9 protein-coding genes are annotated in these 12,367 nt (G+C 69.2%); 7 read left to right on the top strand and 2 right to left on the bottom strand.

The window, feature by feature from the left end; all coding sequences use genetic code 11:
- Positions 1-22 precede the first annotated feature (22 nt).
- Entirely contained in the window at positions 23-1,468 is a 1,446-nt protein-coding gene (locus ACIBK5_RS23800) for a CCA tRNA nucleotidyltransferase (RefSeq protein WP_399022181.1), read from the bottom strand.
- A 258-nt stretch (positions 1,469-1,726) separates the two neighbouring features.
- Here ACIBK5_RS23800 and ACIBK5_RS23795 point away from each other — a divergent pair, with 258 nt between their 5' ends.
- From ACIBK5_RS23795 to trxA, 7 genes are all read left to right on the top strand, one after another.
- Positions 1,727-4,132, top strand: a complete 2,406-nt coding sequence (locus tag ACIBK5_RS23795) for a DUF6049 family protein (protein ID WP_399022178.1) — start codon at positions 1,727-1,729, stop codon at positions 4,130-4,132.
- A 42-nt stretch (positions 4,133-4,174) separates the two neighbouring features.
- Positions 4,175-6,484, top strand: a complete 2,310-nt coding sequence (gene murJ / locus ACIBK5_RS23790; RefSeq protein ID WP_399022176.1) for a murein biosynthesis integral membrane protein MurJ — start codon at positions 4,175-4,177, stop codon at positions 6,482-6,484.
- Positions 6,485-6,625: 141 nt separating this feature from the next.
- Positions 6,626-8,320 carry a protein kinase family protein gene (locus tag ACIBK5_RS23785; protein WP_399022174.1) on the top strand — a complete coding sequence of 565 codons (1,695 nt, stop codon included), beginning with the start codon at positions 6,626-6,628 and terminating at the stop codon, positions 8,318-8,320.
- Between the two features lie 27 nt (positions 8,321-8,347).
- On the top strand, positions 8,348-9,073 hold the full coding sequence (gene sigM / locus ACIBK5_RS23780; protein WP_399022172.1) for an RNA polymerase sigma factor SigM: 726 nt from the start codon (positions 8,348-8,350) through the stop codon (positions 9,071-9,073).
- The gene (locus ACIBK5_RS23775) at positions 9,070-9,996 is read left to right on the top strand and encodes an anti-sigma factor family protein (RefSeq protein WP_399022170.1); all 927 of its coding nucleotides are present in this window, start codon (positions 9,070-9,072) and stop codon (positions 9,994-9,996) included. Before sigM ends, ACIBK5_RS23775 begins: the two co-directional genes overlap by 4 nt.
- A gap of 167 nt (positions 9,997-10,163) precedes the next feature.
- Complete coding sequence (trxB, locus tag ACIBK5_RS23770) at positions 10,164-11,132, top strand: thioredoxin-disulfide reductase (RefSeq protein WP_399022168.1); 969 nt, start codon at positions 10,164-10,166, stop codon at positions 11,130-11,132.
- A gap of 44 nt (positions 11,133-11,176) precedes the next feature.
- Entirely contained in the window at positions 11,177-11,509 is a 333-nt protein-coding gene (trxA, locus tag ACIBK5_RS23765; protein ID WP_399022166.1) for a thioredoxin, read from the top strand.
- A gap of 97 nt (positions 11,510-11,606) precedes the next feature.
- On the opposite strand, the gene ACIBK5_RS23760 is transcribed toward trxA, so the two are convergent.
- Positions 11,607-12,224 (bottom strand): GNAT family N-acetyltransferase, encoded by a 618-nt coding sequence (locus ACIBK5_RS23760; protein WP_399022164.1) that lies wholly within the window; start codon positions 12,222-12,224, stop codon positions 11,607-11,609.
- Positions 12,225-12,367: the final 143 nt, after the last annotated feature.

Here is a 12,367-nt window from a genome sequence, read left to right as displayed (position 1 = left end):
AACATGACCCCGTTTCACAGCCTCAGCCGTCCTGCCCGGCCCACCATTCCTTGAGCGCGGCCAGCGCGGCATCGTGCTCCATCGGCCCGTTCTCCAGCCGCAGCTCCAGCATGTGCTTGTAAGCGCGGCCGATGACCGGGCCGGGACCGACGCCGAGGATCTCCATGATCTGGTTGCCGTCGAGGTCCGGGCGGATGGAGTCCAGCTCCTCCTGCTCCTGAAGGCTGGCGATCCGATCCTCCAGGCCGTCGTACGCACGCGACAGGGCCGTTGCCTTGCGCTTGTTGCGCGTGGTGCAGTCCGAGCGGGTCAGCTTGTGGAGGCGGTCGAGAAGCGGACCGGCGTCACGGACGTAGCGGCGAACCGCCGAGTCCGTCCACTCGCCGGTGCCATAGCCGTGGAAACGCAGATGGAGCTCGACCAGACGTGAGACGTCCTTCACTAGCTCGTTGGAGTACTTGAGTGCCGTCATGCGCTTCTTGGTCATCTTCGCCCCGACCACCTCGTGGTGGTGGAACGAGACCCGGCCGTCCTTCTCGAAGCGACGGGTGCGCGGCTTGCCGATGTCGTGGAGCAGGGCGGCCAGGCGGAGCGTCAGGTCGGGACCGTCGTCCTCCAGCGCCATCGCCTGCTCCAGGACGATCAGCGTGTGGTCGTAGACGTCCTTGTGCCGGTGGTGCTCGTCACGCTCCAGACGCAGGGCAGGCAGCTCGGGCAGCACGCGGTCGGCGAGGCCGGTCTCGACGAGCAGCGTCAGACCCTTGCGCGGGTACCGGGACAGGACCAGCTTGTTCAGCTCGTCCCGCACCCGCTCGGCCGAGACGATCTCGATGCGCCCGGCCATCTCCGTCATCGCCGTGACGACCTCGGGGGCGACCTCGAAGTCGAGCTGAGCCGCGAAGCGCGCGGCGCGCATCATCCGCAGCGGGTCGTCAGAGAACGACTCCTCCGGGGTGCCAGGAGTGCGCAGCACCCGCGACGCGAGGTCCTCGAGCCCGCCGTGCGGGTCGATGAACTCCTTCTCCGGCAGCGCGACGGCCATCGCGTTCACGGTGAAGTCACGTCGGACGAGGTCCTCCTCGATGGAGTCGCCGTACGACACCTCGGGCTTGCGCGAGGTCCGGTCGTAGGCCTCCGAACGGTAGGTGGTCACCTCGATCTGGTAGCCGTCCTTCTGGGCGCCGACCGTGCCGAAGGCGATACCGACCTCCCAGACGGCGTCGGCCCACGGGCGCACGATCTTGAGTACGTCCTGAGGACGGGCGTCGGTCGTGAAGTCGAGGTCGTTGCCGAGCCGGCCCAGCAGCGCGTCCCGCACCGAGCCGCCGACCAGGGCGAGTGAGAACCCGGCCTCCTGGAAGCGGCGGGCGAGGACGTCGGCGACAGGAGCGACCCGCAGCAGTTCACTCACCGCACGGTGCTGCACCTGGCTGAGGGCACTGGACGTTTCTTCGTTGGCGTTCGGCACAACAGAAGAGGGTACGTGGCCCGGGCGCCCATGAGCTCCCCCTATTACGCGTGCGGACTCGTCCGTGAATAGACGCACAAGACCCGCCCTTGAGATGTAAAGAACCGCTCCCTTTTATACGGTCACATACCGGGCAGGACGGTGCCCGCCCGCGATCTTGTGGAGCGGACCGCGGCACTTCCCCTCAGCGCGCATCGTTACCATGCGTGGACGCACATTCCGACGACCACTGACGACGACGAGGGACGGGCGAAGCGCGTGGCCGACGCGGCAGACTTCCAGGGGACCAGTGCCTCACCGGCCCGCCGGTGGCTCCGGCGCACCGGGGCACTGCTCACCGGTGCGCCCCTGCTGGCCGGGCTGCTCCAGCTGCCCGCCGCGGCCCCGGCGGACGCGGCCGGACAGGAGGCCCCGCAGGCGGCCGCCGGCGCGGGCTCCGTGTCCGTCGCCGTCGACTCGCTCACCCCCACCGCCCCCTCCGAGGGGGACACGGTGAACGTGTCGGGCACGGTCACCAACAACGGCAAGCAGGCGGTCACCGACGCGCACGTCGATCTACGGGTCGGCCCCTCGCTCGACACCCGCTCCTCCATCGACGCCCTCGCCAAGAAGAGCGACGACGTCCGGGGCCCCACCGGCGAGGCGGTCGGCGGCAAGTACAGCGAGAAGTTCTCGAAGCTCACCCCCGGCGTGGCCGAGCCCTTCAACATCTCCGTGCCGGCCGACGAGCTGGACCTCGGCCCGGACGGCGTCTACCAGCTGGCCGTCGCACTCTCCGGGGAGACCTCCGCGCAGCCCTGGGACCAGGTCCTGGGCGTCCAGCGCACGTTCCTCCCGTGGCAGCCCGAGGAGGCCGGCACCAAGACGAAGACCACGTTCATGTGGCCGCTCACCTCCACCGTCCATATGACGGCCGAGACGGGGTCGAACGAGCAGCAGACACCGGTCTTCCGCAACGACGACCTCGCCGAGGAGATCGCCCCGGGCGGCCGTCTCGACCAGATGGTGTCGCTGGGCAAGGGCCTCGACATCACCTGGGTGATCGACCCGGACCTGCTGGCATCCGTCGACGCGATGACGCGGAACTACGAGGTCAGAGGCGAGGACAGCACCACCGCCCCCGGCCGGAACCAGGCGGTCGCCAAGCGGTGGCTCGCCGAGCTCCAGCAGGCCGTCACGGGCAAGGAGGTCGTCGCCCTGCCCTTCGGCGACCCGGACCTGGCCTCCCTCGCCCACAACGGCACGAACGTCACGGGCTCGCTGAGCCACCTCAAGGAGGCCACCGACGTCGTCGACGACACGGTGGAGACGATCCTCCACGTGAAACCGTCCACCGACTTCGCCTGGCCCGTCGACGGCGCCGTCGATCCGTCGATCGTGAAGGTCGCGACCTCGGCGGGCGCCGACAAGGTGATCGCCCGCAGCGACAGCCTTCAGGACAATCTGTCGTACACGCCCTCCGCGGCCCGGCCCGTCGGAGGCGGCACCACAGCGGTCGTCGCGGATGCCAGGATGTCCACCGCGTTCCAGGGCAACCTGACGAAGGCCTCCGCGTCCACGCTCGCCGTGCAGCGCTTCCTGGCCCAGAGCCTGACGCTCGGCCTGCAGTCCGGCAAGCAGCGCAGTGTCATCGTCGCCCCGCAGCGCATGCCTTCCGTGAGCCAGGCACAGGCCATGGCCGAGGCGCTGGCGACCCTCCAGAGCGGGAGCTGGTCCGAGTCGCAGGACCTCGCGGACGCCGCCAAGGCCAAGCCGGACCCGGCGGCCAACACCAAGGTGCCCTCGACCCGCGCGTACCCCGCCTCGCTTCGTAACCAGGAGCTGCTGCGGGCCGGCTTCGAGCAGATCGCGAAGACACAGGGCAAGCTCGACCGCTTCAAGGTGATCCTCACCGACCAGTCCCGGGTCGTGACCCCCTTCGGGCGGGCCATGAACCGCGAGATGTCCACGTCATGGCGTGGCAGGGGCGCCGCGGCGTTGGGGTACCGCTACGGCGTCGAGTCGTACCTCGACGGGCTCACCGACGGGGTCAAGCTGATCGAGAAGTCGGAGACCAAGCTCTCGGGCCGCAGCGCCACGATCCCTGTGACGGTCCAGAACAACCTGGTCCAGGGCGTCGAGCACCTGGAGCTGCGGCTCACGTCGAAGAACCCGACGCGTCTGAAGATCGGCGACGACGACTACGAGGAACAGCGCGTCACGGTGAACGGCGGCCACAGCCAGTCGGTGAAGTTCACCACGTCCGCCAACGCCAACGGCCGGGCGAAGGTCGTCGCCCAGCTGTACACCGAGGACGGCCAGAAGTACGGCGCCCCCGTCACCTTCGACGTGAAGGTCACCGAGGTCACGGCCACCGTGATGCTGGTCATCGGCGGCGGTGTCCTGCTGCTGGTCCTCGCCGGCTTCCGCATGTACACCCAGCGCAAGCGTGCCGCCGCCCGCGAGACGGCCGAGGAAGGCACCGCAGAGACGGACGACGACAGCGACGGCCCGCAGAGCCCGGCCGACGCCCCGCAGAACCCCGAGGCCCCCGGCGACCGTCTCAAGCAGGAGACCGGGTCCGGACCAAGGGAAGAGGGCCCGGAGCAGCCGAGTGACCCGGCCCCGGACACCGCAGCGGAAAGCGCCGACCCGTCCGGCACGGGTGAGAGAGTGGACCGTTAGATGTCGTGGCCGGTGGGCCGGGGACGATGAGGTGGGGTAACCATGAACGCGCCGTACGACGGTGACCGCGGCCGTGCCGCGGGCAGCCCGGGCTACCCCGAGTCGGGTGGGCCCGAGGGCTCGCCGGCCGAGCACGGCCAGGTACCGCCGCAGCCCCCCGCGGACATGTACCTCCAGGACGCCTACGACCAGGACCCCTACCGGGCGCAGGACCTCTCCGCCCAGGACCCGGTCGCCGAGGCGCTCTACGACCGCGCCGCGCACCCGCCGCCCCCTCCGGGCACGTACCAGCCGCAGCAGATGTACGCCCAGCCACCGCAGTCGCCGTACGCGCCCGACCCGCGGGTGTGGGCCCAGACGCCCGCGCCGGAGCCGGAGGGCCCGACACGGCACCTGCCGTACGGTGACGACCCCAGGACCACCCAGTTCGTGGGGGTGGACGATCTGGTCTCCCAGGCGGGCGAGCCGCGCCAGGAGCCGGACGCCTTCGCGCACCTCTACAGGGACCAGCAGCAGAACAGCGGTCACCCGTCGTACGAGCAGCCGTCGGTCCCCGGCCCGTCCCAGGCCCCGGGTCAGATGGCACAGGGACAGTACGCGGGGCAGGGCCAGTACGGGGCTCAGGGTCCGTACGGCGCGCCCGGCCAGACGGCACCGACGCCGCCCCTCGTCGACGAGCCCCCCGCCCCGGAACCAGCTGCCTCGCCGGCCCCCAAGAAGGGCGGCCGCGCCGCCGGGCTCATGAAGTCGAGCGCCGTGATGGCGGCGGGCACGATGGTCTCCCGCCTCACCGGCTTCATCCGCTCCGCTCTGATCGTGTCGGCCATCGGCGTCGGCTTCCTCGGTGACACCTTCCAGGTCGCCTACCAGCTGCCGACGATGATCTACATCCTCACGGTCGGCGGCGGTCTCAACTCCGTGTTCGTGCCGCAACTCGTGCGCGCCATGAAGGACGACGAGGACGGCGGCGAGGCGTACGCCAACCGCCTGCTGACCCTCGTCATGGTGGCGCTCGGCGCACTCACCGCGCTCGCGATCTTCGGCGCGCCACTCCTGATCCGCGCGATGTCCCCCTCGATCGCCAGCGACCCCGCGGCGAACCAGGTCGCCATCACCTTCGTCCAGTACTTCCTGCCCTCGATCTTCTTCATGGGCGTCCACGTGGTGATGGGCCAGATCCTGAACGCCCGCGGGAAGTTCGGGGCGATGATGTGGACCCCGGTCCTGAACAACATCGTCATCATCGTGACGCTGGGCATGTTCATCTACGTCTACGGCACCGCGGCCGACTCCGGGATGAAGGTCACGACCATCCCGCCGGAGGGCCAGCGCCTCCTCGGCATCGGTGTCCTGCTCGGCCTCGTGGTCCAGGCGCTGGCGATGATCCCCTACCTGCGCGAGACCGGCTTCCGGCTGAGGCTGCGCTTCGACTGGAAGGGCCAGGGCCTCGGCAAGGCCATCACGCTCGCCAAGTGGACGGTCCTGTTCGTCCTCGCCAACCAGGCGGGCGCCATGATCGTCATCTGGTTGTCCACCTCGGCGGGCAAGGACTCGCCCGTCGACGGCACCGGCTTCTCCGCCTACGCCAACGCACAGCTGATCTGGGGCCTGCCGCAGGCCATCATCACGGTCTCCCTCATGGCCGCTCTGCTGCCGCGTCTGTCGCGCTCTGCGGCCGAGGGCGACGGTGGCGCCGTACGCGACGACATCTCCCAGGGCCTGCGCACCACGGCGGTCGCGATCGTGCCGATCGCATTCGGTTTCCTCTCGCTCGGCATCCCCATGTGCACGCTGATGTTCGGCTCCTCGGGCACCAGCGAGGCCACCAACATGGGCTTCATGCTGATGGCGTTCGGTCTCGGCCTGATCCCGTACTCCGTGCAGTACGTCGTCCTGCGCGCCTTCTACGCCTACGAGGACACCCGAACCCCCTTCTACAACACGGTCATCGTGGCCGCGGTGAACGCGGGCGCCTCGGCGGTCTGCTACTTCGTCATGCCGTCCCGCTGGGCTGTGGTCGGCATGGCCGCCTCCTACGGCCTGGCGTACGCGATCGGTGTCGGCGTCGCCTGGAGCCGGCTGCGCAAGCGGCTGGGCGGGGACCTCGACGGCGCCCGTGTCCTGCGGACTTACGCCCGGCTGTGCATCGCTTCGATCCCGGCCGCACTGCTCAGCGGCGCGGCCTGCTACGGCATCGGCCAGACCCTCGGCCAGGGCGTCGGGGGCTCGATCGCCGGGGTGGTGGCCGGCGGTGCCGTGCTCCTCGGGATCTTCTTCGTCGCCGCCCGCCGCATGCGCATCGAGGAACTCAACTCGCTGGTCGGCATGGTCCGCGGACGCCTGGGACGCTGAGTCGGGGGGTAGGCGCACAACCATCGTCAGCCGCTGCGTGTCGTGCATAGCGGCGGACTGTGGGCACAATTGGTTTCGGCGTCGGACGGCGCGCAACGGATGCCGGCCGGCGCGCACATGGATGGGGAGGCAGGAACGACGGTGGCGGAACGTAGTACGGCTGCCGTCGACGTGGCAGACAACAGCGACGACACGTCGCTGACCGCGCAGGCGGACCAGTCCACGGCCGACGGGGTGGCCAAGAACCGGGAGCGGGACACGGACAGCGACGAGGTACAGGAGAGCACCCGGACCGACGGGCCCGGAACGACCTCGCCGCCTGAACTGCACAGTGGGCACAAACTCGCAAGACGCTACCGTCTCGAGGAGTGCGTCACCCGTCTGGACGGTTTCAGCAGCTGGCGTGCCGTGGACGAGAAGCTCCGCCGCGCCGTCGGCGTGCACATCCTGCCCGCCGACCACTCACGGGCTCGCTCGGTCCTGGCCGCCGCACGCTCCTCCGCGCTCCTCGGCGACCCCCGCTTCGTCCAGGTGCTGGACGCGGTGGAGGAGAACGACCTCGTCTACGTCGTCCACGAATGGCTTCCCGACGCGACGGAGCTGACCCCGCTCCTCGCCTCCGGGCCGCTGGAGCCGTACGACGCCTACCAGATGGTCAGTCAGATCTCCTCCGCCATGGCCGCCGCGCACCGCGAGGGTCTCGCGCATCTGCGGCTGAACCCCAACGCCGTGCTGCGCACCTCGTCCGGTCAGTGGCGCATCCGCGGACTCGCCGTGAACGCCGCCCTGCGCGGCATCACGACCGACACCCCGCAGCGCACCGACACCGAGGCCATCGGCGCCCTGCTGTATGCGGCGCTCACCCAGCGCTGGCCGTACGAGAGCGACGCCTACGGCCTGTCGGGCCTGCCGAAGGACATCGGCCTGATCGCACCCGACCAGGTGCGTGCCGGTGTGCATCGCGGGCTCTCCGAGCTGTCCATGCGCGCACTCGTCAACGACGGAGCCACCGCGTCCCGGCACGAGTCGCCATGCACGACACCCGAGGAACTGGTGAAGGCGATCGGCGAGATGCCCCGCATCCGCCCGCCGGAGCCGGCGTTCACCGCCCCGCCCGAGTACCAGCGCACGACGTACCAGCAGGGCACGTACGGCCGCCAGGCCCCGCGCCTCGGTGCCACCCAGCCGGTCCCCGCCCCGCCGCCCCCACTGCAGAGCCGCACAGGCAAGGCCCTGAAGTGGGCCGTGTCCGCGCTCCTGATCGCCGCACTGGGCCTCGGCAGCTGGCAGCTGGCGGACGCGCTCATGGACCAGGGCGGCAAGAACGAGGAGCCGGGCCAGACGCAGACGAACGACGAGAACGACAAGAGCCCGAAGAAGCCGGCGGGCGGCAAGCCCATCGCCATCAGCGGTGCCCGCGACTTCGACCCCCTCGGCGATCAGACCGAGAAGCCGTCCGACGTAGGCAAGGTCTACGACAGCAGCACCGCCTCGTACTGGCAGACGGACTACTACCTGAGCTCGGACTTCGGTCGTCTGAAGTCGGGTGTCGGCATAATCCTCGACCTCGGCAAGGTCCAGCAGGTCGGGAAGGTGAAGGTCACCTTCGTCGGGGACACCTCGGTCGAGCTGCGCAGCGCGAGCGCGGACGCGGGCTCGGAGCCGACGTCCTTCGACGCCTACAGCAAAGTCGCCGAGGGCACCGGGACGACAGTGGAACTCAAGCCCAAGTCCCTCAAGAGCCGCTACCTCTTGGTGTGGCTGACCGAGCTGCCTTTGCAATCGGATGACGGCAAGTGGCGCGGCAGGGTGGCAGACATCAAGGTGACCAGCTGACAGCATCTGCCTCGAGGAAGGAGGCCGATGGCAGACGGCACCGGGTACGACGGAGTAAGCGATCAGGATCTGCTCGCCCGCCATGTCGAAGGCGACCCCGACGCCTTCGGTGAGATCGTGCGGCGGCATCGCGATCGCCTCTGGGCCGTCGCCCTGCGGACGCTGGGGGACCGCGAGGAGGCCGCTGACGCGGTGCAGGACGCCCTCGTTTCCGCCTACCGGGCCGCCCACACCTTCCGGGGCCAGTCGGCCGTCACAACCTGGCTGCACAGGATCACGGTGAACGCCTGCCTGGACCGCGCCCGCAAGGTCGCGTCCCGGAAGACCTCTCCCGTTGACGACACCGAGCGCCTCGAGCAGCTGCTGGAGCCTCATGAGTCGGCTTCCGCGCCCGCCGAGCGCAACGATCTCCACCGGCAGCTCATCGAAGCCCTGGGCACTCTGCCGGCGGACCAGCGCGCGGCGCTCGTCCTGGTGGACATGCAGGGCTACCCGGTCGCGGAGGCCGCGCGCATCCTCGATGTGCCGACCGGCACGGTGAAGAGCCGATGCGCACGCGGCAGAGCCAGACTCCTGCCGCTGCTCACCCATCTGCGACCGGACAACGGCGGCAAGGAGAAGAACCCCGGCGAGGAACGGAACCGGACGCAGGAGCCAACCGTCCCACCCGCAGCGGGACCACGCCGAACGGGACCGCCGGACACAGGACCGAGCGACTCAGCTGCAGTGAAGGGCGGAGGTGGACGAGCGTGACGTCGACGACAGACATGGCCGGGCACCCGGACGTCGCGGAGATCTCCGACCTCTCCGAAGGCATTCTCCCGCCGTCCCGGAGCACCGACGTAAGACGCCATCTGGATGAATGCGAGCTCTGCGCGGACGTCTATGCCTCCCTTGAGGAGATCCGCGGCCTGCTCGGCACGCTGCCCGGCCCGCCGCGCATGCCCGCCGATGTCGCAGGCCGCATCGATGCCGCACTCGCCGCCGAGGCTCTGCTGAACGCCACGGAGCCTGAGGCCGCTGAGGAGCCGACGCCGGTCAGTGCTTCCCGATCCGGTTCCGAGGACGACAGCGGTGCGCATGTTTCACGTGAAACGTCGACGCCCGCGGACCGGCCCGCCGGGCGCCCCCGCTCTTCCACCACCGGACCGGGCCGCAAGGGCCGCACGCGGAACGGGCGGCGCAGGATCGCCGTCCTGGGGACCGTCTTCACAGTCGCAGCCCTGGGGCTGGGCTCCGTCCTGCTGTCGTCGCTGGGCGACAACAAGCCGCCTCACGACACAGCGGGCGACCGGCAGACCACCGCCGCGGACACCTTCTCCGAGGGAAAGCTGCAGAAACAGGTCACCGACCTCCTGGCCGAGACCCAGAGCGAGGAAGGCGGCAGTTCCCGTACCCCCCTCGGCGCAGCGACCGCCCCAGGCAGCAACCACCCCAAGGTCCTCAGGGAGCCCACCGTGCCCGGCTGCGTCCGTGACGGCATCGGGCGTAAAGACGCGGCCCTGGCTGTGGAGAACGGCAGGTATCAGGGGAAGAAGGCCATGCTCGTGCTGCTTCCCGACGCCACCGACGCCACCCGGGTCACCGCCTACGTCGTCGACGCGACCTGTGTGGATCACCAAGCGTCCACTGCCGGGGGCAAGGTCCTCCTGGAGCGCTCCTACCCGTCCTCCTGAGCGAGTGCATCGTCTTTGCCCTGCGTGGCATCCAGCACAGTGCCGCATCTCCGTGTGCCCGGACACAGCGGGAATGCGTGCCCCTTAGGATCCGTTGGGTGGTGTGAGAGTTCCGAGAGACGCTCCCACCGGTCGAACGATGCAGACGAGAGACGAGGAAACAAGCCGTGAGCGACGTCCGTAACGTGATCATCATCGGCTCCGGGCCCGCCGGCTACACGGCGGCGCTCTACACCGCGCGCGCGTCGCTGAAGCCACTGGTGTTCGAGGGCGCCGTCACCGCCGGCGGCGCCCTCATGAACACCACCGACGTCGAGAACTTCCCCGGCTTCCAGGACGGCATCATGGGCCCCGAGCTCATGGACAACATGCGTGCCCAGGCGGAGCGCTTTGGAGCCGAACTCGTCCCGGACGATGTCGTGGCCGTCGACCTGTCCGGCGAGATCAAGACCGTCACGGACACCGCCGGCACCGTCCACCGTGCGAAGGCCGTCATCGTCTCCACCGGCTCGCAGCACCGCAAGCTCGGTCTGCCGAACGAGGACGCCCTCTCCGGCCGTGGAGTGTCCTGGTGCGCCACCTGTGACGGGTTCTTCTTCAAGGACCAGGACATCGCCGTGATCGGTGGTGGCGACACCGCCATGGAGGAGGCCACCTTCCTCTCGCGGTTCGCCAAGTCCGTGACCGTGGTCCACCGCCGCGACACCCTGCGCGCTTCCAAGGCCATGCAGGAGCGCGCCTTCGCCGACCCGAAGATCAAGTTCGTGTGGGACAGCGAGGTCGCCGAGATCCAGGGCGACCCGAAGCTCTCGAGCCTGAAGCTGCGCAACCTCAAGACCGGTGAGCTCTCCGACCTGCCGGTGACCGGCCTGTTCATCGCCATCGGCCACGACCCGCGCACCGAGCTCTTCAAGGGTCAGCTCGAGCTGGACGAAGAGGGCTACCTGAAGGTGGAGGCGCCGTCGACGCGCACGAACCTGACCGGTGTCTTCGGTGCCGGCGATGTGGTCGACCACACGTACCGCCAGGCGATCACCGCGGCCGGGACCGGCTGCTCCGCTGCGCTCGACGCCGAGCGTTTCCTCGCCGCCCTCGCGGACGAGGAGCAGCCCGAGCCCGAGAAGACCTCTGTCTGACCCTCCCTACCCGCCCCGCGCACCAACCAGTTAAGGAGCCCGCCGTGGCCGGCACCCTGAAGAATGTGACCGACGACTCCTTCGAGCAGGACGTCCTCAAGAACGACAAGCCTGTCCTGGTGGACTTCTGGGCCGCGTGGTGCGGCCCGTGCCGCCAGATCGCGCCGTCCCTCGAGGCGATCGCCTCCGAGTACGGCGAGAAGATCGAGGTCGTCAAGCTGAACATCGACGAGAACCCGGGTACGGCCGCCAAGTACGGCGTCATGTCCATCCCGACCCTGAACGTCTACCAGGGTGGCGAGGTCGCCAAGACCATCGTGGGCGCGAAGCCGAAGGCCGCGATCGTTCGCGACCTCGAGGAGTTCATCGCCGAGTGAATCGGCTGAGCCGTCGCAGCGGCGGTGCATGTTTCACGTGAAACACGAATGGGCCAACCCGGAATGGGTTGGCCCGTTCGTTTGACTGCTTGCCCCTCTACAGCGGTCGCAGCGCCGGCTCCTTCTGTACGGCGCCCAGGAGCCTGTCCAGCGCCATCTCGACGTCTTCCTTCCAGGAGAGCGTCGATCTCAGCTCCAGTCTCAGCCTGGGACTGGTGGGGTGCTGCCTGACCGTCTTGAAGCCCACCGCCAGGAGATGGTCAGCCGGCAGCACACAGGCCGGCTCCTTCCAGCGCACATCTCCGAACGCCTCGATCGCCTTGAAGTCGCGCCGCAGCAGATCCTTGGCGACCGTCTGGACCATCACCCGGCCCAGTCCCTGCCCCTGGTACCCCGGCATGATGAACGCGGTCATCAACTGAACCGCGTCGGGAGAGATGGGACTCGTGGGAAACGCCGTGGAGCGGGGGACGTAGGCGGGAGGGGCGTAGAGCACAAAGCCCACCGGCACATCGTCGACGTACACAACCCGACCGCAGGATCCCCAGTCCAGCAGAACAGCCGAGATCCAGGACTCCTTCTCCAAAGCCGGTGTGCCCGCCTTTACTGCGGCCTCACCGCTGACTGGGTCGAGCTCCCAGAAGACACACGAGCGACAGCGCTTGGGAAGGTCCTGAAGGTTGTCCAGCGTGAGCGGTACGAGCCGACGCCCCATGAAGGCTGTTCCTCGCTTCCTTCGCCCGCCGCGTCGCGGGCGGCTGTCAGAGCGCTCCGTTCCCTGAGGAGACTGCCGATGAACCCACCGACCGCCCCCAGCCCCAAACCGGCGCTCACCAGTCCGGTGCGGCTCATCGTTCC

The sequence above is a fragment of the Streptomyces sp. NPDC050546 genome (assembly GCF_044457425.1).
Lineage (GTDB): Bacteria > Actinomycetota > Actinomycetes > Streptomycetales > Streptomycetaceae > Streptomyces.
The sequence above is the reverse complement of the archived record's forward strand: the minus strand, read 5'-3'. Positions and strand labels throughout refer to the sequence as shown.

What these genes read in the sequence shown, in the direction of transcription:
- murJ (WP_399022176.1), top strand. Translation starts at nt 4,175, where the DNA reads ATGAACGCGCCGTACGACGGTGACCGCGGCCGTGCCGCGGGCAGCCCG.
- sigM (WP_399022172.1), top strand. Translation starts at nt 8,348, where the DNA reads ATGGCAGACGGCACCGGGTACGACGGAGTAAGCGATCAGGATCTGCTC.
- ACIBK5_RS23760 (WP_399022164.1), bottom strand. Translation starts at nt 12,224, where the DNA reads ATGGGGCGTCGGCTCGTACCGCTCACGCTGGACAACCTTCAGGACCTT.